Here is a 23,038-nt window from a genome sequence, read left to right as displayed (position 1 = left end):
ATATTCATAAGCTTGCTTATTATATCCAAGGCTCATTACAGCCAAAGCTTAGTTCCCTCCGATCCCGAATCGAGACCGCCATGAGCCGCACCTCCGCGGACGCCAACTTCCTGTTTACGCTCGGCGAGCTGCAGCGCCTGATGCGCGCCTATGCCGACAAGGAGGCCGCGCGCTTCGGCATGACCCGCGCGCAATGGGCCGTGCTGGCCAAGGTCGAGCGCAACGAGGGGATGAAGCAGTCGGAGCTGGCCGAGCAGCTGGAGATGCAGCCGATCACGCTGACACGGCTGATCGACAAGCTCGCCGAGGCCGGGCTGATCGAGCGCCGCGGCGACGACACCGACCGCCGCGTCAACAGGCTCTATCTGAAGAAGGCCGCCCGCCCGCTGCTCGCCAAGCTCGGCGTGCTCAAGGCCGAGCTGACCGACACCGCCCTTCAGGGCATCAGCGCCGGTGATGCCGAGCGGCTGATGACCCATCTCGAAGCCATCAAGGAAAACGTGAGAAACGCCCTGCAGTCGCTGTGCGACGAGCAGCGAAAGGAACAGCGCTATGGCTGAGCCCGCCCTGAAACTCGCCCCTGAACAGAAGGCCAGCCCGGATGCGGCGGCGCCCGCGGCCGCGGCCGCGAAGCCGGCGCGCCCCGGATTCCTGCGCCGCTACCGTCGCACCTTGCTGCTGGTCGTGCTGCCGCTCGTCGCCGTCATCGGCGGCCTCGTGCTGTATCTCAATGGCGGACGCTACGTGACGACCGACGACGCCTATGTCGGCGCCCAGAAGGTGCTCATCACGCCCGATATCTCCGGCAAGATCGTCAAGGTCGTCGTCAAGGAAGGCCAGCAGGTGCAGAAGGGCGACGAGCTGTTCGAGATCGACCCCGTGCCCTATCGCCTGGCGGTCGACCAGGCCAAGGCGGCGCTGGAGCAGGCGCGGACGAGCTATGAGAATCTCACCGCCAACATCAAGATCTACGGTCAGATGCTCGACCTCGCCCAGCAGGGCATCGAGCTCAAGCAGAAAGACGTCGAGCGCAAGCAGACGCTCGCCAAGAACAATTTCGGCTCGCAGCTCGACCTCGACAACGCCGCGAACGCACTGGTGACGGCGAGCGCGCAGGCGCAGTTCATCAAGCAGCAGCTGTCGAATGCCAGGACGCAACTGCTCGGCAATCCCGAGCTGCCGCTGGAGCAGTTTCCGCCGTACGTCCAGGCCAAGGCCAAGCTCGACGATGCCCAGCGCGACCTCGACCACACCACCTTGCGCGCGCCGATGCCGGGCATCGCCACCCAGGTCGACCAGATCCAGCTCGGCCGCTTCGTCACCGCGGGCACGCCGGTCTTCTCGGTGATCGACATCGCCAATCCCTGGGTCGACGCCAATCCGAAGGAGAGCGACTTCACCTATGTCGCGGTCGGCCAGCCGGTCGAGCTCGACGTCGACGCCTTCCCGAACCACCGCTTCAAGGGCACGGTCGGCTCGCTGTCGCCGGGCACCGGCGCGCAGTTCGCAATCCTGCCGCCGCAGAATGCGACCGGCAATTTCGTCAAGGTCGTGCAGCGCGTGCCCGTCAGAATCCATTTCGACAAGTCCGACAAGTTCGTCGCGAAGCTGAAGGCCGGCATGAGCGTCAACGTCTCGATCGACACCGGGCACGAGCGTTCGCTGGCCGGGCTGTTCGGATCGGCGCACGCGGCGGACAAGGACGAGTAGCGTCATGACCGCGCCGGCAGCCTCATCGGCGGTTCCGGGCCTGCGCCGGAACATGGTGACGATCTGCGCAATGACGGCGACGATCATGCAGGCGCTCGACACCACCATCGCCAACGTCGCGCTGCCCTACATGCAGGGCACCTTGTCGGCGTCGCAGGACCAGATCAACTGGGTGCTGACGTCCTACATCGTCGCCGCCGCGATCATGACCGCGCCGGTGGGATGGATCGCCAACCGCTTCGGCCGCAAGCGCACCTTCATCGTCTGCTCGGCCGGCTTCACCATCGCGTCCGTGATGTGCGGGCTGGCCCAGGACATCACGCAGATGGTGCTGTTCCGCCTGCTGCAGGGCGTGTTCGGTGCCTCGCTGGTGCCGCTGTCGCAGGCGGTGATGCTCGACTCCTACGCGCTGCATGAGCGCGCCAAGGCGATGGCCATCTGGGGCATGGGCGTGATGCTCGGCCCGATCATGGGGCCGTCGCTCGGCGCCTGGCTGACCGAGACCTATTCCTGGCACTGGGTGTTCTTCGTCAACCTGCCGTTCGGCGCCGTGACCGTGCTCGGCCTGATGGCGTTCATGGAGGAAACCAAGCCGAACGCGGAGCTGACCTTCGACTGGTTCGGCTTCGCCGCGCTCGCCATCGGCATCGGCTCGCTGCAGATCGCGCTCGACCGCGGCGAGGATCAGGGCTGGCTGGAGAGCAACGAGATCATCATCGAGTTCATCGTCGCCGGCGTCGGCTTCTATTATTTCCTGGCGCATTCGCTGACGACGAAGCGGCCGTTCATCCAGTTCGCGCTGTTCAAGGACCGCAACTTCGTCGGCGGCTGCGTGTTCATGACGGTGATGGGCTTGGTGCTGTTCTCGACCATGGCGCTGTCCTCGCCCTATCTGCAGAACGTCATCGGCTATCCGATCATCACGGCCGGCGTGCTGCTCGCGACCCGCGGCTGCGGCACCTTCGTCGCGATGATGCTGGTCGGCCGCCTGCTGCGCTACATCGAGGCGCGGACCTTGATCGTGGTCGGGCTGGCGCTGACGGCGCTGTCATTGTTCCAGATGACGGCGTGGACCGACCAGACCGGCGTGCCCGAGATCATCACCATCAGCATCATGCAGGGGTTCGGCTTCGGCCTCGTCTTTGTGCCGCTGTCGACCGTGGCGTTCCTGACGCTGCCGGGCGAGTTGCGCACGGATGGAACCTCGATGCTGACCCTGGTGCGAAATGTCGCAAGCTCGATCGGCATCTCCATCGCGATCGCGCAGCTCACCGAGGGAACGCGGCGCAACCACGCGATCCTGGTCGAGCACATCAATCCGTTCAATCACGCCCTGCAGATGCCCAATGTCGCCGGCCTGCTGAACCTGTCCACCGATGCCGGGCGCGCAATGGCCGACGCGATGGTCATGGTGCAGGCGCAGATCCTGGCCTTCTCGCACGACTACCAGCTGGTCATGACGTTCATCCTGGTGTCGATCCCGCTCGCGGTCATGATCGGCTCGACGCGCAGCGCGCTGCGCGCCCAGTCTGCCCCGGCCGACCACGCCGTGATGGAGTGACGCTTCCCCGTGACGGAAAATTCGCGTGCTGTTGAGACGCAGCGGGACCGGGATAGCAAAAAGGTGACCACGACGTGATGGATTTGTAACTTCAATCCGGCGCGTTTCCGGCTATCTTCTGTTCACCCCACTCGGTTCTCTGCGTATGAGTTGCGCGCAGAGACTGCACCTCATGAGCGCCCCACTCGTGATGTGCCGGGCGGGGGCGGTGGCTCCTCCAGCGCCGCCCCCAGCCCCGGGGCTTCCCTTTTCATGTGTCTTGCTTACGGCTTCTGCAGTGGCTCGATCTTCGGCCCGGCAGCGGTATTCGTCTCCGTGGCCGGCACGATCACACCCGCCAGCGCCTGCACCGGATCGTCGCCGGGCTTGAATCCGGACTGCACCAGGATCTCGTCGATCAAGGGCTTCAGCGCGTGCACGCGCAGCAGCTCGCCGGCGAGGCCCTCGCCGAAGCCGACATTGCCGCCGGCCGCGCCATTGCCGTTGCCGCCGAAGGCGCCACCGGTGTGCAGGATGCGGACGTCCTTCAGGTTGGCGATCGGCTTGACCATCTCGCCGAGCGCGGCGGGCATGGTCGCGATGCGCTGCTTGGCGAGCTCGAAATCGATCACGTTGCTACCGAGCTTGTTCTGGGCTTCGTTCTTCATCAGGATCACCGCGGCTTCCGCCTCGCCGATCTGGCGCACGCCGACAGCCTTGATCTTGTTGGCCTCGGCCTCCGCTTCGGCCAGGGTCTTGGCGGCCTCGCCGCGATCGACCGCCGCGCGCTTCTCGGCTTCCGCAGCGACAGTGATCCCGGTCGAGCGCTGCTCGGCCTCCTTCCGCGCCGCCATGACCGCGGTCTGACGCTCGCGATCGGCGATCTCGATGGCGCGCGCCGTCGTGACCTTTTCCTCCGCGGAGACCGCGAGCGCCTCGGCCGCCTTGGCGACCGCGCGCGCCTCCGAGGTTTCCTTGCTCTTGGTCGCGATCTGGATGTCGTTGTCCTGGGTGGCGATCTGGATCTCGCGGTCGGCGTCGGTCTTGCGGCGGTTGATCGCGAGATTGCTTTCGATCGCCGCGGTCTCGCGCACCTTCAATGCCTCGGCTTCGCGCTGGGCGATCTTCTGCTGCGCCTCGATGCGGGCATTCTCCTCGGTCTGCCACGCGGTCTGGGTGGCGCTCGCAACCTCGGCGCGGGTGCTCGCGGTCTTGTTGGCGATGTCGCGCTCCTGGCTGAGCTCGGCCTCCTTCTTGGTGCGCTCGATCGTCAGGGTGAGCTGGCGCGCCTCGAGGTCCTTCTGCGCAATCGCGACCTCGTTGTCGCGCACGATCGCGTTGCGGTCGCGGCGGCGGGTCTCGGTGACCGTTTTCAAGAGAGTGAGGCCTTCGGCGTCGAAGAAGTTCTCGGCGTTGAAGAACGAGATGTCGGTCTGGTCGAGCTTGGTCAGCGACACCGATTCCAGCTCCAGGCCGTTGGACTGCACGTCGGCCTCGACCGCGGCCTGGACGTGCTTGACGAAATCCGAGCGCTTCTCCTGCAGGTCCAACAGCTCCATCGTCGCCGCGACCGAGCGCAGTCCGTCGACGAACTTGGCCTCGACCTGGTCGCGCAGCAATTCGGCATTGTTGGTGACGGCGCCGAGCGTCTGCGCGGCCAGCGCGATCGAATCGACGTCGGGTTTCACGCGCACGTAGAATTCGGCGTCGATGTCCACGCGCATGCGGTCCTTGGTGATCAGCGAATCCTTCTTCGAGCGCTCGACGCGCAGCCGCAGCGTCTTCAGATTCACGCGCGCGATGGAGTGGAAGATCGGCAGCACCACGGCGCCGCCGTCGAGCACCACCTTCTTGCCGCCGAGGCCGGTGCGCACGAACGCCTCGTCGCGGGTGGAACGATGGTAGAGAACGGCAAAGACAGTGCCGAGAACGACCAGCAGCACAACGCCGATCGACGCAGGCAGAACCAGATCAAACATGGGATTTACTTTCGGGTTGAGGAAAGTGTCTTGGGGCTAAAGTGTCTTGGAGCTCGTGAGCTCGTCGGCTGCGGCGATCGCGATGAAGCGGCCGTCCTTGCGGTCGACGAGGAGAACCGACGCGCCCACCGGCAAGGCTGGTGAGTCCGGCGCGGCCGAGGCCGTCACCATGTGCCAATTGCCGTGGACGTCCTTGACGCGAACGCGGCCGGGCAGCCCGCCGTCGAGCGGGCCGACCGCGACCTCACCGGTGCGGCCGACGAGATCGGACAGGCCGACCGCATAGCTCTCATCCTGCGGGACCAGCCGCGCCGCATAGCGCGTCGAGCTGCGCAGCAGCGGCACGGTGACGACGGCGGCGAGCATGCCCGCGGCCGTTGGCGGCAGCGCCACCGCTACCAGCCGCGCGGCATCCTGAATGAGAAAACCCGTGATCGAGAAGATGCCGAGCGCGAGCAGGATGCAGATCATCAGCGGCACACCGCCGACATTGATCCAGGACAGCACATGACCGACGCTGGTGCTGTCGCCGTCGTGACCGAGATCGACGGTCTGGCCGAGCAGCTCGCTGATCGACAGGCCGATCAGCATCGAGCCGATCTCGACGCCGCCGACCAGCACGATCATCACGGCGGCGATCGCGAACGGCCGCACCTCAGGTTGCATGAAATGGTCGACGATGGTCATGGGACGACGCGCCCCTGCCCGTTCAATTCTGCGATTTCAGCCGCGCCAGCCGCTCGGCAATGTCCTTGTCGCGCTTCAGCTTCGACAATTCGTCGATGTCGGGCGACGGCGCGATGCCTTCCGGCACGCCGGTCGCGCGGGCGATGACGCGGGAGGCGCGCGCGGCCCTGGCGAGGCCGGTATCGCCCGACTTGCGCGACGTGGCCTTCGGCTGCTCGGCGAGCGCCTCGCTGCGCTCGAGTTCGGCGAGCCGCGCCTGCGCGTCCTGCAGGCTCGACAGGATCGCACGCAGGGTCGTGAGCACCACATCGACGCGCTCGGCATTCTCGTCGATCGCCTTCGACAGCACCTCGAACTGGGCTTCGAGATCCATCTGCCGGGCGATGCCGGCGCGGGCGAGATCGTCGCGGTGCTCGGCGATGGCGACGCGGATCTGCTCGGCCAGCACGGTCGTCTCGCGCTCGATCTCGGCGCGGCGTGCGTTGAGCCGATATTCCTCGGCGCGCGCATGCGACAGGCTCTCGCGCGATTCGCGCTCGGCCTGCTCGATCTCGCGGATCGCCTGGCTGACCAGCGCGACCCGATTCTTGTCCTCGGCCTTTTCGATCGCTCCATAAGCGATGCCGGCGATGAGGCGCCCGGCGCGTGACAGGAGCGTGTCGGGAGCCGGCGCGTGTTCGGCGAGCATGACGTGGTCCTTTCCTGGGCTGATGGTCGGATGTGAGCTGGCGGTGACGCCGAAACGGACTTCGACGTCGCCATTATCGGTGCGGACGAGTTGCGCCGGCGTCGCATGCGTCCAGCCCGCGGCATAGCCGGTGACCTCGAACGGGATGGTGAAGCGGCCGAGCGCGGTGCCGAGCGACAGCGTGCCGGCGTCCCGAACATTCACCAGGCGGTCGTCGAGCGGCAGTCGCGGGGTCGATGCGGCGCGATAGGCGGCGCGGTCGCGCAGGCCGAGCGTGACCAGGCGCGAGGGCAGCCGGGTGGCCTTGCGGACCGGCCCATAGGCATGGCCGTGCAGCGCGACCAGATTGGCGCCGATGCCTTTGGCGGCAGCGATCTCGTCGAGCATGTCCATCATCCGGGCATAATCGGCGAAGGTCGCCTCGATCGCCGCCCGCGCCTCGGAGTTGGGGACGAGACGGTAGCGAACAGCCTGATCGTAAATTCCGGCCATGAGGAACATCAAAGCACTATTTTCGTGCTTTCGCAAGCCACCCTCTACCCCTGGGGAGCCGCACCTTTCCGTGACCACGCCGAACGCCGTGCACATGCAGATATGTCGCGCCGCCCCCATCCGGCGGTTTAAGGCCGATGAACAATCTCTGGTGATCGTTAAGACGGCTGATAACGGCAGCGCCAAAAGCACGGCATTGACGTGCAACGTCGCGATGAACACGCCTGACGTGAGCGACCTCAGTGGATGTCGGGACGATCAGTCCAGCAGATCGCGGCAGCCGAGGTCGTCGATGGCGAGGAAGATGCGCTCCAGATGAGCCCACCAGATCAGCGGCGGGATCTCGATCGCCCATTGCCAGACCGGCTTGGTGATGTGCCACAGCACGGCGTAACGATAGTCCCGATCGAGCGCCGCGCGGTCATAGCCGGTGACACCATGCGCAACCAACGTCTCGTGATAGCAGTCGAGCAATGGCCGCTCGACGACGGAGCGGCGCTCGGGAAAGAGATGCAGCGCGATCATGTAGGCGAGATCCTGCGCCGGCACGTTGATCCGCCAATGGTCGAAATCGAACACACGGACGTCATCGCTGCCTGCGGCCTTGGGCACGAGGAAATTCCAGACATGCGCATCGCCATGGGCGATGCTGAGATTTCGCCGCGAATGATAGCGCTCCAGAAGCTGTGGCGTGGCCGCGAGGAAACGCTCGTAGATGGCGCGACGCTCTGCGCTCAGCCGGTCACCCAGCTGATCGGCGAAGCGCGCGTAGTGGCCGGCAAACTCGCTGACATTCGCCGCCGTCTGCTCTGGTGTCGCGAAGCTACCGACGCTCACGCCGAGCCGCGGATCGTCCCACCACGCCGCATGCAGCCGCGCCAGCGCGCGCACGATTCGCTCGGCGTCCGGCACGGTCGGCGGCAGCGGCCATTGTGTCGCCATCCGATGGGTGTCGGTGAGATCCTCCAGCAGCAGGTGCCAGGTCATGGCGCCTTCGTCCCAGGCACCGCCGAAGCCGCCCGGCACGAGGCGCGGCGGCATGACCCGTGCCAGCTCCCGATAGAAGGTGACCTCGTGGCGGCCGCCCTGCCACAGCGTCTTGGCAAAGGCCGGCAGCGGGGTCTTCAGGATCAGCGTCTTCGGCGCATCCGGCGCGGCGCCATCATAGGTCAGCCCAAGACGGATGATGCGCGACACCAGCATCGGGCGGTCGCTGATCACGGTGACATCCGACACCGTGCCAGAATCGAGCACGCCCGCGTCGCGCATCGTGGCCGTCAACGCGGCAGGCTCGGCAGCGGAGGGCAAGTCGGTTGAGGCCATGCGGGCGCTATCCCTTCAGGGTTGCAGCCTGGCCCACACTAGCATGGAAGTCGTTGAGCGCTACTTGATCGGCGCCCGCGGCAGTACGGTGTCGCCGGCTTCCATCCGGTAGACGTGATCGAGCGAGTACCAGGGCGCGGTGATATCGACCTCCGTCGGGTGCGGCGTGTCGTGGCGGATGAAGTTGCCGAGCAGCGCCTTGGTCACGCCGAACTGCACGTCGCTGTCGATGTGGGGGTCGTTGGGGTCGTAGACCTGCGAGATCAGGACCTTGAAGCCGGGCTTGACGATCAGCGCATGCAGATGCGCCGGGCGATAGGGATGGCGGCCCTGCGCCTTCAGGAGACGGCCGACGACGCCGTCGGTCGGGATGGGGTAGCCGACCATCATCACCGAGCGAAACCAGAAGCGGCCGTCGGCGTCGGTCACGAGCTTGCCGCGCAGGTTCATATCGGCCTGCTCCGGATCCTGGTTCTCGTAATAGCCGACCGGCGAGGCGTGCCAGACGTCGACCTCGGCGCCGGCAATCGGCGCGCCCTTCGGATCGACCACGCGCCCGTGCACGAACAACGCCGGACCCGGCGTCGCCGAACGCACGATCGAGCCGCCGTTCTCGGTAACAGGCGAATTCAGCCGCCAGAACGGGCCAAGCAGCGACTGCGCCGTCTCTGTGTTGCCGCCATCGCCATTGTTGAGCAGGCAGACCAGCGGCGAGACGCCGAGCGAGCCGGCCATCAGCACGACTTCGTTATGCGTGTCGTTGGTGCGCTGTCCGAGCTCGGCAATGATGGCGGCGGCTTCGCGAAATTCCGCCTCGGTCAGCCTGACATCGCGGACGAAGCCGTGCAGGTGCTTGATCAGCGACACCATGATCTCGCGCAGCCGCGGATTCTCGGTGCGCTCCATCACCGCCAATACGGCCGGCGTGACGTCCTGTTCGCGGAAGATGGTCATGGCGGCGCTCTCCGCTGTTTCCCCTCATGGTGAGGAGGCGCGAAGCGCCGTCTCGAACCATGAGGCCAGTGCCGGGCCTCATCCTTCGAGACGCCCGCCAAGAGGCGGGCTCCTCAGGATGAGGGTTTGGGATCAGTTGATCATCTCGACCGCCAGCGCGACGCCCTGGCCGACGCCGACGCACATCGTGGCCAGTGCGCGTTTTCCCCCGCGCACCTCGAGGCCGTGCACCGCGGTCATCGCGATGCGCGCGCCGCTCATGCCGAGCGGATGTCCCAGCGCGATGGCGCCGCCATGCGGGTTGACGAAATCGGCGTCCTCGGCGACGCCGAGCTGGCGCAGGCAGGCGATGCCCTGGGAGGCGAACGCCTCGTTGAGCTCGATCAGGTCGAAATCGCTGATCTTCAGGCCGAGCCGCTCCATCAGCTTGCGCACCGCCGGCACCGGGCCGATGCCCATGATGCGCGGCGGCACGCCGGCGGAGGCCAGGCCGAGCACGCGCGCGCGGGGCGTGAGGCCGTGCTTCTTCACCGCCGCTTCCGAGGCGAGAATCATGGCGGCGGCGCCGTCATTGACGCCCGACGCATTGCCGGCGGTGACGGTGCCGGGATTGCGCACGATCGGCTTCAGCTTGGCGAGGCCTTCGAGCGTGGTCTCGGGGCGCGGATGCTCATCCTTGTCCACCGTCACAGGGCCGGCCTTGCCGCCGGGCACCATGACCGGCGTGATCTCGGCGGCGAAATAGCCAGAGGCGATGGCCTTTCCGGCGCGCTGCTGGGAGCGGATCGCGAACGCGTCCTGGTCGGCGCGCGAGACCTGGAATTCCTCGGCGACGTTCTCGCCGGTCTCCGGCATGGAGTCGACGCCATACTGCTGCTTCATCAAGGGATTGATGAAGCGCCAGCCGATCGTGGTGTCGAAGATCTCGGCCGAGCGCGAGAACGCCTCGGTCGCCTTGCCCTGCACGAACGGCGCGCGCGTCATGGATTCGACGCCGCCGGCGATCGCCAGATCGACCTCGCCGGCGCGGATCGCACGTCCCGCCGCGCCGACCGCGTCGAGACCGGAGGCGCAGAGACGGTTCAAGGTCTGGCCGGGAATGGAATCCGGCAGGCCCGCGAGCAGCAGCGCCATGCGCGCGACGTTGCGGTTGTCCTCGCCAGCCTGGTTGGCGCAGCCGAAGAACACCTCGTCGACGGCAGCCCAGTCGAGATTGGGATGCTTCGCCTTGAGCGCCTTGAGCGGGGTGGCCGCGAGATCGTCGGTGCGCACCTTGGCCAGCGCGCCGCCGAAGCGGCCGATCGGAGTCCGCACCGCATCACAAATGAACACGTCTCGCATCGCTCTCTCCCGAACTTTCGTGTTTCTGGTCAGAATTGACGGCGGTTTTAGGAGTGCCCTGGAGGCAGGTCAAATGACGGGGACGCGGGGTGCTATGCGCCGACAATGGCGTGCGCACACCGTCTCCCAGCACACGGTGCGCCCCCTCCCCGCTTGCGGGGGAGGGTTGGGGTGGGGGCCGCCCCAAGCGCCACTCGTCGTGTCGAGAGACGTCCCCCACCCGTATCGCATCTTCGATGCGATACGACCTCCCCCGCATCCGCCTTCGCTCCTCGAGCTACGGCGGACAAGCGCGGGGGAGGCGCAACGACTTTCACTGCCCGAACCGCAAGTTTGGCGAACACCGTCGCGCCACACTCGCCGTCATTCCGGGGCGGCGCGCGCAGCGCGGCGAGCCCGGAATCCATCCGGCTGCGCGTGATGCCGCACGATGGATTCCGGGTTCGTGCTGCGCACGGCCCGGAATGACGAGAGGAGAGAGCGGCGCCCCTCACAAGCGGTCGATCAGGGCAAGAATCGCCATCGTGGAAAACCGGGACATCGCCTGCAAAGCGGTAGGACCGTCCGGGCAAATTGGCTAGTTTCCGCGCCATGACGATCCAGCAACCCATCTCCGCCCCGGTTCCGCCTGACACCGCGCCCGCCGAGGCGCCGGCCAAGCTCACGCCGATGATGGAGCAGTATCTCGACATCAAGGCAGCGCATCCGGGGCTGATGCTGTTCTACCGGATGGGCGACTTCTACGAGCTGTTCTTCGAGGATGCGGAGGTCGCCTCGAAAGCGCTCGGCATCGTGCTGACCAAGCGCGGCAAGCACCTGGGCCAGGATATCCCGATGTGCGGCGTGCCGGTGGAGCGCTCCGAGGACTATCTGCATCGCTTGATCGCGCAAGGCATCCGCGTCGCCGTGTGCGAGCAGATGGAGGATCCGGCGGCGGCGCGGGCGCGCGGCAACAAGAGCGTGGTCAAGCGCGGCGTGGTGCGCGTGGTGACGCCGGGCACCTTGACGGAAGACAATCTGCTCGACGCGCGCGCCAACAACTATCTGCTGGCGATCGCGCGCAGCCGCGGCTCGTCCGGCGGCGACCGGCTCGGGCTCGCCTGGATCGACATCTCGACTTCGGACTTCATCGTCACCGAATGTGCCTTTGCCGAGCTCACGGCGACGCTGGCCCGTATCAACCCGAACGAGGTCATCGTCTCCGACGCGCTGTATTCGGACGCGGCGTTCGAGCCTGTGCTGCGCGAGCTCACCGCCGTGACGCCGCTGACCCGCGACGTGTTCGACGGCGCCACCGCAGAGCGGCGGCTGTGCGACTATTTCGCGGTCGCGACCATGGACGGGCTCGCGGTGCTGTCGCGGCTGGAGGCGACCGCCGCCGCTGCCTGCGTCACCTATGTCGAGCGCACGCAAGTGGGCCAGCGCCCGCCGCTGGCGCCGCCAGCGCGCGAGGCGACCGGCAGCACCATGGCGATCGATCCGGCGACCCGCGCCAATCTCGAATTGACGCGCACGCTCGCCGGCGAGCGGCGCGGCTCGCTGCTCGACGCCATCGACTGCACGGTGACCTCGGCCGGCTCGCGCCTCCTCGCGCAACGCCTCGCTGCGCCGCTGACCGAGCCCGCGCAGATCGGGCGAAGGCTCGACGCGGTCAACGTTTTCGTTGCCGATAGCGCCGCGCGCGAGGACATCCGCTCGATCCTGCGCGGCGCGCCCGACATGACCCGCGCGATGGCGCGGCTCTCGGTCGGCCGCGGCGGCCCGCGCGATCTCGCCGCTCTGCGCGATGGCATCCTCGCCGCCGACCAGGCGCTGGAGCGGCTGTCGGCGCTCGACCAGCCGCCGCAGGAGATCGCCTCGGTGATGGCCGCGCTGGCGCGGCCGGCGCGCGCGCTCGCCGACGAATTCGCCCGCGCGCTCGACGAGCAGCTGCCGCTGATCAAGCGCGACGGCGGCTTCGTGCGATCAGGCTATGATGCGACCTTGGACGAGACGCGCAATCTGCGCGACGCCTCGCGGCTCGTCGTCGCCTCGATGCAGGCGCGCTACGCCGACCAGACCGGGGTGAAGGCACTCAAGATCCGGCACAACAACGTGCTCGGCTATTTCGTCGAGGTCACCGCGCAGCACGGCGACAAGCTGATGACGGCACCGTTGAACGCGACCTTCATCCATCGCCAGACGCTGGCCGGCCAGGTGCGTTTCACCACGTCGGAGCTCGGCGAGATCGAGGCCAAGATCGCCAATGCCGGCGAGCGCGCGCTCAATCTCGAGCTCGAGATCTTCGACCGGCTGTGTGCGGCCGCGCTCGCGATCGGCGACGATCTGCGCGCCGCCGCGCATGGCTTTGCGATGCTGGATGTCGCCACCGCCCTCGCCAAGCTCGCGGTCGACGACAACTACGTCAGGCCCGAGGTCGATGGCTCGCTCGGCTTTGCCATCGAAGGTGGCCGCCATCCGGTGGTCGAGCAGGCCCTGAAGCGCGAGGGTCAGCCGTTCATCGCCAATTCCTGCGACCTGTCGCCGACGCCGGGACACAAGAGCGGCCAGTTGTGGCTGCTCACCGGTCCGAACATGGCGGGTAAATCGACCTTCCTGCGTCAGAACGCGCTGATTGCCTTGCTGGCGCAGATCGGCAGCTTCGTGCCGGCGAGCCGCGCCCGCATCGGCATCGTCGACCGGCTGTTCTCGCGCGTCGGCGCCGCAGACGATCTCGCGCGCGGACGTTCGACCTTCATGGTCGAGATGGTCGAGACCGCCGCGATCCTCAACCAGGCCGGCGAGCGCGCGCTGGTGATCCTCGACGAGATCGGACGCGGCACCGCGACGTTCGACGGTCTCTCCATTGCCTGGGCGGCGATCGAGCATCTGCACGAGAGCAACCGCTGCCGCACGCTGTTCGCGACGCATTACCATGAGCTGACAGCCCTCGCCGCCAAGCTGCCGCGGCTGTTCAATGCCACGGTGCGGGTCAAGGAATGGCAGGGCGACGTGGTGTTCCTGCACGAGGTGCTGCCCGGCTCGGCCGACCGCTCTTACGGCATTCAGGTGGCGAAGCTCGCCGGTCTCCCCCCGGCGGTGATCAGCCGCGCCAAATCGGTGCTGGCGAAGCTGGAGGCTCAGGACCGCGGCCAGAGCGCGCGTGCGCTGGTCGACGACCTGCCGCTGTTCGCGGTGCCGTCGCGCGCGGCCGTGGAGCCTGCGATGTCGAAGGAAGCGGAAGAGCTGATCGCCGCGGTCAAGGCGCTGCATCCCGACGAGATGACGCCGCGCGAGGCGATGGACGCGCTGTATCGGCTGAAGGCGAAGCTGCCGCGCAACTGATTTGTTTCTCCGTCATTCCGGGGCGCGCATCAGCGCGAACCCGGAATCCATCTCTCGTCAGCGCACGCGGCCCAATGGATTCCGGGCTCGCGCTTCGCGCGCCCCGGAATGACGGCGGTGGGCTGGGAGGCGGCTGCTTCAGACTGTCCGTCATTGCGAGGCGCCCCCGCGCCGAAGCAATCCAGAGTCCCACCTGAGCCCTGGATTGCTTCGCTTCGCTTGCAATGACGGCGGAGAGAGCCGTAGGGTGGGCAAAGACGCGCAGCGTCGTGCCCACCATGTCGAGCACGTGGCGCAGAGTGGTGGGCACGCTGCGCTTTGCCCACCCTACGCGACCCGCCTCGCCGCCTTCCGCCGACCCAGCCACCACAGGCCGAGATTCCAGCCGACGCAGGTTGCGAGCGCGCCGCTCAATCCCACTGTAGCGCCCAAATGCAGGCTGCCGAGATGCAGCACGACGACGGCGAGCGAGAAGCCGATCAGGCCCCAGGCACCGTTGGCCAGCACGGCCGCGGTCGCGGGTCCGCCGATGCGCGGCTGCAGGATCAGCATCATCGAGGTGAAGACGATCGGAAACAGCGCCAGGATGCCGGAGACGCTCGGGCCGGCCCAGCCCGACACCGAGGTCACGGTCGCAACCAGCGTCGCGACCAGCGAGGCGCGTAAGGGAACGTCGTACCAGCGCCGTGTGATCAGCGGCATCTTGGCATGACGGTAGCGCGCGAGCTGCGGCAGGCAGATCGCAAAGGTCACGACGTTGGCAGCGATGCCCATCGACAGTGTCCACTCGACGCTCTTGATTAGGGCGGCGAGACCAAGCCACACCGCGACGGCGGTGGCGCTCGCCACCCCCACGCTGTGGCGCTGCGCCAGCACGGCATAGGCGAGACTGAGGAAGATCGTCGCGGCATTGATCGGCAGGCTGGTCAGCGCGCCCTGCGCGATGAAGGCGGCGTCGTGGTCGAGCGCGAGGAACACGTAGGTCGGCCCCGCCGAGATCGGCAGGGTCGCGACTAGCGCGCCAATGACGGGTCCCGTGCGCTCGGCGATCATCGACGCCGAGACCACGAATGACGCGGCGATCGCCATGCGCAAGGCCAGCAGCAGCAGGAAGGAAGGATCGAGGGACATCAGCTCATGCCGCAGCGGCGGTGCTCTCCCTCCCCCGCCTGCGGGGGAGGGCTGGGGTGGGGGCGCGGCTCGGGTGGTGATCGATATGAGTGTACCGTGAGGAGAGAATTCCCCCACCCGCCTCGCATCTGCGATGCGAGACGACCTCCCCCGCGCGCGGGGAAGGCGCAGACCGAGCACGCCTCGCCGGCTTGCGCTCACCAATGGCGAGACACAGAATGAACGACGGGCTACGCCGCCACCCGCTTCAGGCTGACCGACACCTTCGGGCCGTTCTTGATGGTCTGATAGACCACGCAATAGCGCTCGGTGAGCTTGAGCAGCAGGTCGAGCTTGTCCTGCGGGGCGTCGGTGTCGACCTCGAAGCGCAAGCGGATTTCCTGGAAGCCGACCGGCGCCTCCTTGTCGACGCCGAGCGTGCCGCGGAAATCGAGATCGCCTTCGGCGAACACGTGCCCGCTCTTGAGCGGCACCTCGACCGCGGTCGCGACCGATTTCAAGGTGACGCCGGCGCAGGCGACCAGCGCCTCGAGCAGCATGTCGCCGGAGCACAGCTCGAGCCCGGAGCCGCCGGTTCCCGGATGCAGACCGGCCACGGCAAGCGCACGCCCGGTCTCGAGCTTGCAGGTCAGCCCCTCCTGCCCGACCTCCCCCTTGGCCTTCAAGGTGATCACGGCGGCGGACGGGTCGGCCTTGTAGCGTTCCTTGATCGGCGCCTGCATGGCGCGCAGCTCGGCAGCATCCATTTGTCGTTCTCTCCCGGATTTATTTCAGACGAGATGTACCGGGACCGGCTGCCGCTGTCACCACCACAGGCCGCCGCCGGGCTCACCCCTGCCCTGCGTGTCCGGCATCGTCCGGTCGAGCGAGCGGTCCAGCGCGGTCAGCACGTGGCGCTTGAACTGGTCGAACAAGGGCGCGTTGCGGTCCCGCGGCCGCGACAGATTGATGGTGATCTCCTCGAACAGCCGGCCGGGATGCGGCCGCATCACCAGCACGCGGTCGGCCAGCACGACGGCTTCCTCGACGTCGTGGGTCACGAGCACCAGTGTCGGGCGCGTATCAGTCGAGAGATCGAGCAGATGATCCTGCAGGTCCTTGCGGGTGAAGGCATCGAGCGCCGAGAACGGCTCGTCGCGCAAAAGCGCACGCGCGCCGCGGACCTCATTCACCGGCTCGGCCGCGCGTCAAGCGTCGCAGCCCAGTAGAACCACGGCCGCAACCGCAGCAAATCCGCGCCCCGACAATCACCCGCCGCAGCTCGTTCGGCGCCTCGGAAATCTCTCTTTTATTACAGGGGTTTATTCCGGAAGCGCGCGAGAATTGCTTTTCCTTTCGACGGCGCGGTCCAGAACGATCATCATCCCGTGACCACCGATGACAGCATGGATCGATTGTTGCATTGGAAGTTTCGTGACAGCACAGGCCTTGTTCGATATCCGGTTGCAGCCATGGACAGCGTCGCCCCCCATTCCCACCCTGATAGCGTTTCCGATTTCGATAGCGCCGGCATCGCGGCTGCGGTCGACGCGCTGGCCGCGCAGCATTCGGGACGCGAGGACATGTTCCGCGCCGCGGTGGTGCAATTCCTCAAGGCCGAGCTGGTCAAGGCGCGCGCGGCGGCCCAGGCGCAACTGCTGAAGGACCGCCACGGCCGGCGCTGCGCCGAGCAGCTCTGCTTCGTACAGGACGAGATCATTCGCATCCTCTACGCCGCGGCCACCCAGCACCTCTATCGCTCGCAGGTGCCGAGCGGCGCCGAGCGCATGGCGGTGGTCGCCACCGGCGGCTATGGCCGCGGCCTGATGGCGCCGGAATCCGACATCGATCTGCTGTTCATCCTGCCCTACAAGCAGACCGCCTGGGGCGAGCAGGTCGCCGAAGCCATCCTGTATTCGCTGTGGGACATGGGGCTGAAGGTCGGCCACGCGACCCGGTCGGTCGACGAGTCGATCCGCCAGGCGCGCGGCGACATGACCATCCGCACCGCCATCCTGGAGACGCGTTATCTCGCCGGCGACCGGCCGCTCTACGACGAGCTGGTCGCGCGGTTCGACAGCGAGGTGGTGCAGGGCACCGCCGCCGAGTTCGTCGCCGCCAAGCTCGCCGAGCGCGAGGAGCGGCATCGCCGCGGCGGCCAGTCGCGCTATCTCGTCGAGCCCAACGTCAAGGACGGCAAGGGCGGCCTGCGCGACCTGCACACGCTGTTCTGGATCGCCAAATACGTCTACCGCGTGCGCGAGACCGCCGAGCTGGTCGAGCGCGGCGTGTTCGACGCGCATGAATACCGCACCTTCCGGCGCTGCGCGGACTTCCTGTGGTCGGTGCGCTGCAACCTGCATTTCGTCAGCGGGCGGCCCGAGGAACGGCTGTCGTTCGACCTGCAGCGCGAGATCGCGGTCCGGCTCGGCTACACCAGCCATCCCGGCATGCAGGATGTCGAGCGCTTCATGAAGCACTACTTCCTGGTCGCCAAGGAGGTCGGCAATCTCACCGCGATCCTGTGCGCCAAGCTCGAGGACCAGCAGGCCAAGCCGGCGCCGGTGCTGAGCCGGATGATCTCGCGCCTGACCACCGGCTCGACCTGGCGGCGCGTGCCGGAGAGCGACGACTTCATCGTCGACAACAACCGCATCAACCTCGCCGCGCCCGACGTCTTCAAGCACGATCCGGTCAATCTGATCCGCATCTTCCGGCTGGCGCAGAAGAACAACCTCGCCTTCCATCCCGACGCGATGCGCGCGGTCACGCGCTCGCTGAACCTGATCAACACCGAGCTGCGCGACGATCCCGAGGCCAACCGGCTGTTCATGGAGATCCTGACCTCCAACGATGCCGAGGTCGTGCTGCGGCGGATGAACGAGACCGGCGTGCTCGGCCACTTCATTCGCGCCTTCGGCCGCATCGTCTCGATGATGCAGTTCAACATGTATCATCACTACACGGTCGACGAGCACCTGATCCGCTGCATCGGGTTCCTGCAGGAGATCGAGCGCGGCGGCATCGACGAGTTCACCCTGGCCTCCGACCTGATGCGCAAGATCCGGCCGGAGCACCGCGCCGTCATCTACATCACCGTGCTGCTGCACGACGTCGCCAAGGGGCGGCCCGAGGACCATTCCATCGCCGGCGCCAAGATCGCGCGCCGGCTGTGCCCGCGGCTCGGCTTCAACAATGCCGACACCGAACTGGTCGCCTGGCTGATCGAGGAGCACCTGACGATGTCGACGGTGGCGCAGTCGCGCGACCTGTCGGACCGCAAGACGATCGAGAATTTCGCCGCCGTGGTGCAGTCGGTGGAGCAGATGAAGCTCTTGACGATCCTGACCACCGCAGACATCCGCGGCGTCGGCCCCGGCGTCTGGAACGGCTGGAAGGCGCAGCTGTTGCGCACGCTGTATTACGAGACCGAGCCGGTGCTGACCGGCGGCTTCTCCGAGGTCAATCGCGCCAAGCGCATCACCGCGGCGCAGGCCGAGTTCCGCAACGCCTTCACCGACTGGCCCGAGGACGAGCTCAACACCTATATCGGCCGGCACTATCCGGCCTACTGGCTCAAGGTCGAGCTGCCGCGCAAGATCCGCCATGCCCGCTTCGTGCGCGCGAGCGAGGATGCGGGACACAAGCTCGCGATCAATGTCGGCTTCGATCCGGCCCGCGGCGTCACCGAACTGACGATCTTCGCGATGGACCACCCCTGGCTGCTATCGATCATCGCAGGCGCCTGCGCCTCGGCCGGCGCCAACATCGTCGACGCCCAGATCTACACCACGACCGACGGCCGCGCGCTCGACACCATCGCGATCTCCCGCGAATATGAGCGCGACGAGGACGAGGGTCGGCGCGCGACCCGGATCGGCGAGACCATCGAGCAGGTGCTGGAAGGCAAGCTGCGGCTGCCCGACGCGGTGGCGCGGCGGACGACGCGGGGCAAGCAGCACAAGGCGTTCTCGGTCGAGCCGGAAGTGACCATCAACAATCAATGGTCGGAGCTCTACACTGTCATCGAGGTCTCCGGCCTCGACCGGCCCGGCCTGCTCTACGAGCTGACCACGGCGATCTCGAAGCTGAACCTCAACATCGCCTCCGCCCATGTCGCCACCTTCGGCGAGCGCGCCCGCGACGTGTTCTACGTCACCGACCTCCTGGGCGCGCAGATCAACGCGCCGACCCGGCAGGCCGCGATCAAGAGCGCGCTGCTGCATCTGCTGGCGAACGACGACGCGGCCGCTCAACCGGCGGCATGAGGGACCATCGCGCGGCCCTGAGCCGCTCGGAGCCGATTTGAAGAAGGGGACCGGCACCACCGCCGGCCCACGCAGGCTTGGGGGAGCCGAACCATGGCATTGATTGCAGACATCGTCGTCGGGCTGATCGGCCTGCTGCACGTCTACATTCTCGTGCTGGAGATGTTTCTCTGGACCAGGCCGGCCGGCTTGAGGGCGTTCAACAACACGCCGGAGCGCGCGGAGCAGACCAAGGTGCTCGGCGCCAATCAGGGCCTCTACAACGGCTTCCTCGCCGCCGGCCTGTTCTGGGGCCTGGCGCACCCGGCGCCGGCGTTCGCGTTCCAGATCAAGATCTTCTTCCTGCTCTGCGTGCTGGTCGCCGGGCTCTACGGCGCGGCCACCGCGAGCCGCAAGATCCTGTTCATCCAGAGCGTGCCGGCCACGATCGGTCTCGTGCTGGTCTGGCTCGCGGGCTGACCCATCGAGGCTGCGGCCGTCCTTCGAGACGCCGGCCTCCGGCGGGCTCCTCAGGACGAGGGCGGAATTCGCGGCGCAATCTCCACCCTCATGGTGAGGAGCGCCGCCTTTGCGGCGCGTCTCGAACCATGAGGCCAATGCTCTCGCCGAAAGGCGACGAAATCAGCACACGCCCCCGCCCCGCGGAACCGCCCCACCCGCGCTCCCCTCGCCTTGCGTCCGCCAAGCCGTTCCTCCACACTGCCTTCCAGCGATGGCGCCCATTGGGCAGACCAGCCGCACAACAAATCAGGAGGAACGATAGACCCCATGCGACAGGGATATTTCCGTCTTGCAGGGGCGGCCGCTCTGGCCGTCACCCTCTCCGTCACGTCAGCCTCGGCCCAGAAGAAGTACGATCCCGGCGCATCGGATACCGAGATCAAGATCGGCCAGACCGTGCCGTTCTCGGGTCCCGCCTCGGCCTATGCCTCGATCGGCAAGACCCAGGCCGCCTATTTCAACATGATCAACGAGCAGGGCGGCATCAACGGCCGCAAGATCAAGCTGATCCAGTATGACGACGCCTACTCGCCGCCGAAGGCCGTGGAGCAGGTGCGCAAGCTGGTCGAGGACGACGAGGTGCTGCTGACGTTCCAGATCATCGGCACGCCGTCCAACGCCGCGGTCCAGAAATACCTGAACGCCAAGAAGGTGCCGCAGCTGTTCGCGGCCACCGGCGCCACCAAGTTCACCGATCCGAAGAACTTCCCCTGGACCATGGGATACAATCCCAACTACTTCACCGAGGGCCGCATCTACGGCCAGTACATTCTGAAGGAGCACCCCAATGCCAAGGTCGGCGTGCTCTATCAGAACGACGATCTCGGCAAGGACTACCTCAACGGCATCAAGGCCGGCCTCGGCGACAAGGCGGCGACGATGATCGTGTCCGAGGCCTCCTACGAGGTCTCCGATCCCACGATCGACTCCCAGCTCCTCAAGCTCAAGGCGGCCGGCGCCGACCTCTTGTTCTCGGCCGCGACGCCGAAGCAGGCGGCGCAGGCGATCAAGAAGCTGCACGAGCTCGACTGGCATCCGGTGCACATCGTCGACATCAATGCGACGTCGGTCGGTGCGGTGCTTCAGCCGGCCGGGCTGGAGGCGTCCAAGGGCGTGATCTCGGTCAATTACGGCAAGGACCCGCTCGATCCGCAGTGGAAGGACGATCCGGGCATGAAGCGCTATTTCGAGTTCATGGCCAAGTATTATCCTGAAGGCGACAAGAACTCGAACTTCAACACCTATGGCTACGGCAACGCCGAGCTGCTGGTGACCATCCTGCGCATGTGCGGCGACAATCTCACGCGCGAGAACGTCATGAAGCAGGCGACGTCGCTGAAGGATGTCGTCGGCGACCTGTCGCTGCCGGGCATGAAGATCAACACCTCGCCGACCGACTACCGCGTCAACAAGCAGCTGCAGATGATGAAGTTCAACGGTGAGCGCTGGGAGCTGTTCGGCCCGATCCTGGAGGACAAGGGCGCGGCGGGTTAGCACCGCTCGACGTCGTTCCGGGCGGCGCGCAGCGACGAACCTGGAACATCGAGATTCCGGGTTCGCTGCTGCGCAGCGCCCCGGAATGACGTGATCGACATCGAAGGTGCGGGGCTGCGCGAGAGCGCGGCCCCCTTTTGCGTTGCGGCACGGATTGCGCCGGTTGGTCGCTCCCTGAAACGTTGCCTTGTCGACTTGCTTCCTCCACACTTGCGTGCAGCGATGGCGACATAACAACCAAGAAGAACCATCGCCAAACATCACCGGAGGGAGGACCCGCATGAGAACGTCGCTGTTCGGTCTCGGCGCAATTGCAATTGCTGCGTCGCTGGCCGTCGCGCTGCCTGCATCATCCAGCTACGCGCAGAAGAAATACGACACCGGCGCCACCGACACCGAGATCAAGATCGGCCAGACCGTGCCGTTCTCCGGCCCGGCCTCCGCCTATGCCGGCATCGGCAAGACGCAGGCCGCCTATCTGAAGATGATCAACGACAAGGGCGGCATCAACGGCCGCAAGCTCAACCTGATCCAGTATGACGATGCCTATTCGCCGCCCAAGGCGGTCGAGCAGGTGCGCAAGCTGGTGGAAGGCGACGAAGTGCTGTTCACCTTCCAGATCATCGGCACGCCCTCCAACGCGGCCGTGCAGAAATATCTCAATGGCAAGAAGGTGCCGCAGCTGCTGGCAGCGACCGGCGCCTCGCGCTTCACCGATCCCCAGAATTTCCCTTGGACCATCGCCTACAATCCGAACTACCAGTCGGAGGGACGGATCTACGCCAAATACATTCTCGCCAACCACCCCAATGCCAAGATCGGCATCCTCTACCAGAACGACGATCTCGGCCGCGACTACATCGCCGGCCTCAGAAGCGGCCTCGGCGCCAAGGCCGACAGCATGATCGTGTCGGAGGCGTCCTACGAGCTGACCGATCCGACCGTGGACTCGCAGATCGTCAAGCTGAAGTCGTCGGGCGCCGACCTGCTCTACGACGCCTCGACGCCGAAATTCGCGGCGCAGGCGATCAAGAAGCTCGCCGATCTCGGCTGGAAGCCGGTGCACATCCTCGACATCAATGCGAGCCCGGTGTCGGCGACCTTGAAGCCGGCCGGCCTCGACATCTCCAAGGACATCATCAGCACCAACTACGGCAAGGACCCGGCCGACCCGCAATGGAAGGACGATCCGGGCGTGAAGGCCTATTTCGAGTTCATGGACAAATATTACCCGGAAGGCGACAAGCTCAACACCGTCAACACCTACGGCTATTCGACGGCGGAGCTGCTGGTGCAGATCCTGCGCCAGTGCGGTGACGACCTCACGCGCGAGAACGTGATGCGCCAGGCCGCCAGCATCAAGGGCTTCGTGCCCAGCCTCGCGCTGCCCGGCCTCTCGATCACGACGTCGCCGACCGACTTCCGCATCAACAAGCAGATGCAGATGATGAAGTTCAATGGCGAGCGCTGGGAGCTGTTCGGCCCGATCATCGAGGACACGGGAGCCGCGGGGTAAGCCCACGCGACTAAGTGCGAGAGACAACAAATCGTGCCAAAACCTCAACTCCGCTCCCTCCCCCCTTGTGGGGGAGGGTTGGGGAGGGGGTAGCCACGAAGACGGTCGCCC

Annotated in this window: 16 protein-coding genes and 1 pseudogene; 8 read left to right on the top strand and 9 right to left on the bottom strand. The window is 66.4% G+C overall.

The window, feature by feature from the left end; genetic code table 11:
• Positions 1–80 precede the first annotated feature (80 nt).
• From ACQR1D_RS02925 to ACQR1D_RS02915, 3 genes are read left to right on the top strand one after another with little or no spacing between them, the layout of a single operon-like run.
• On the top strand, positions 81–560 hold the full coding sequence (locus ACQR1D_RS02925; protein ID WP_315803810.1) for a MarR family winged helix-turn-helix transcriptional regulator: 480 nt from the start codon (positions 81–83) through the stop codon (positions 558–560).
• On the top strand, positions 553–1,710 hold the full coding sequence (locus ACQR1D_RS02920; RefSeq protein WP_316215291.1) for an HlyD family secretion protein: 1,158 nt from the start codon (positions 553–555) through the stop codon (positions 1,708–1,710). The genes ACQR1D_RS02925 and ACQR1D_RS02920 overlap by 8 nt, the downstream gene beginning before the upstream one ends.
• Positions 1,711–1,714: 4 nt before the next feature.
• Positions 1,715–3,271, top strand: a complete 1,557-nt coding sequence (locus tag ACQR1D_RS02915; RefSeq protein WP_315803812.1) for a DHA2 family efflux MFS transporter permease subunit — start codon at positions 1,715–1,717, stop codon at positions 3,269–3,271.
• Positions 3,272–3,534: 263 nt separating this feature from the next.
• On the opposite strand, the gene ACQR1D_RS02910 is transcribed toward ACQR1D_RS02915, so the two are convergent.
• The 6 genes from ACQR1D_RS02910 to pcaF form a co-directional block, all read right to left on the bottom strand.
• Positions 3,535–5,229, bottom strand: coding sequence for a flotillin family protein (locus tag ACQR1D_RS02910; protein ID WP_434839905.1), 1,695 nt, complete (start codon positions 5,227–5,229; stop codon positions 3,535–3,537).
• 36 nt (positions 5,230–5,265) lie between these two features.
• Positions 5,266–5,916 carry an OB-fold-containig protein gene (locus tag ACQR1D_RS02905; protein ID WP_315803814.1) on the bottom strand — a complete coding sequence of 217 codons (651 nt, stop codon included), beginning with the start codon at positions 5,914–5,916 and terminating at the stop codon, positions 5,266–5,268.
• 22 nt (positions 5,917–5,938) lie between these two features.
• Positions 5,939–7,105 (bottom strand): PspA/IM30 family protein, encoded by a 1,167-nt coding sequence (locus ACQR1D_RS02900; RefSeq protein WP_434839906.1) that lies wholly within the window; start codon positions 7,103–7,105, stop codon positions 5,939–5,941.
• A 249-nt stretch (positions 7,106–7,354) separates the two neighbouring features.
• On the bottom strand, positions 7,355–8,419 hold the full coding sequence (locus ACQR1D_RS02895; protein WP_434839907.1) for a phosphotransferase: 1,065 nt from the start codon (positions 8,417–8,419) through the stop codon (positions 7,355–7,357).
• 60 nt (positions 8,420–8,479) lie between these two features.
• On the bottom strand, positions 8,480–9,373 hold the full coding sequence (locus ACQR1D_RS02890; protein ID WP_434839908.1) for a dioxygenase: 894 nt from the start codon (positions 9,371–9,373) through the stop codon (positions 8,480–8,482).
• A gap of 132 nt (positions 9,374–9,505) precedes the next feature.
• On the bottom strand, positions 9,506–10,714 hold the full coding sequence (gene pcaF / locus ACQR1D_RS02885) for a 3-oxoadipyl-CoA thiolase (protein WP_315803817.1): 1,209 nt from the start codon (positions 10,712–10,714) through the stop codon (positions 9,506–9,508).
• Between the two features lie 591 nt (positions 10,715–11,305).
• Between pcaF and mutS the strand changes: the two genes are divergently transcribed.
• Positions 11,306–14,038 (top strand): DNA mismatch repair protein MutS, encoded by a 2,733-nt coding sequence (mutS, locus tag ACQR1D_RS02880; RefSeq protein WP_434839909.1) that lies wholly within the window; start codon positions 11,306–11,308, stop codon positions 14,036–14,038.
• Positions 14,039–14,365: 327 nt separating this feature from the next.
• On the opposite strand, the gene ACQR1D_RS02875 is transcribed toward mutS, so the two are convergent.
• The 3 genes and pseudogenes from ACQR1D_RS02875 to ACQR1D_RS02865 form a co-directional block, all read right to left on the bottom strand.
• Entirely contained in the window at positions 14,366–15,169 is an 804-nt protein-coding gene (locus tag ACQR1D_RS02875) for a hypothetical protein (protein ID WP_315803819.1), read from the bottom strand.
• 230 nt (positions 15,170–15,399) lie between these two features.
• Entirely contained in the window at positions 15,400–15,915 is a 516-nt protein-coding gene (locus tag ACQR1D_RS02870; RefSeq protein ID WP_434839910.1) for an OsmC family protein, read from the bottom strand.
• Between the two features lie 57 nt (positions 15,916–15,972).
• Positions 15,973–16,356 (bottom strand): annotated as a pseudogene (locus ACQR1D_RS02865) (ABC transporter ATP-binding protein); the annotation flags it as partial.
• Positions 16,357–16,620: 264 nt separating this feature from the next.
• Here ACQR1D_RS02865 and ACQR1D_RS02860 point away from each other — a divergent pair.
• From ACQR1D_RS02860 to ACQR1D_RS02845, 4 genes are all read left to right on the top strand, one after another.
• On the top strand, positions 16,621–19,416 hold the full coding sequence (locus tag ACQR1D_RS02860; RefSeq protein ID WP_434839911.1) for a [protein-PII] uridylyltransferase: 2,796 nt from the start codon (positions 16,621–16,623) through the stop codon (positions 19,414–19,416).
• 93 nt (positions 19,417–19,509) lie between these two features.
• Entirely contained in the window at positions 19,510–19,875 is a 366-nt protein-coding gene (locus ACQR1D_RS02855; RefSeq protein WP_434893634.1) for a DUF1304 domain-containing protein, read from the top strand.
• 309 nt (positions 19,876–20,184) lie between these two features.
• The gene (locus tag ACQR1D_RS02850; protein ID WP_315803823.1) at positions 20,185–21,411 is read left to right on the top strand and encodes an ABC transporter substrate-binding protein; all 1,227 of its coding nucleotides are present in this window, start codon (positions 20,185–20,187) and stop codon (positions 21,409–21,411) included.
• Between the two features lie 280 nt (positions 21,412–21,691).
• Positions 21,692–22,927, top strand: coding sequence for an ABC transporter substrate-binding protein (locus ACQR1D_RS02845; RefSeq protein ID WP_434893635.1), 1,236 nt, complete (start codon positions 21,692–21,694; stop codon positions 22,925–22,927).
• Positions 22,928–23,038: the final 111 nt, after the last annotated feature.

This window comes from Bradyrhizobium sp. HKCCYLRH2047, from assembly GCF_051168175.1.
In the GTDB taxonomy this organism is placed as follows: Bacteria; Pseudomonadota; Alphaproteobacteria; order Rhizobiales; family Xanthobacteraceae; genus Bradyrhizobium.
The sequence above is the reverse complement of the archived record's forward strand: the minus strand, read 5'-3'. Positions and strand labels throughout refer to the sequence as shown.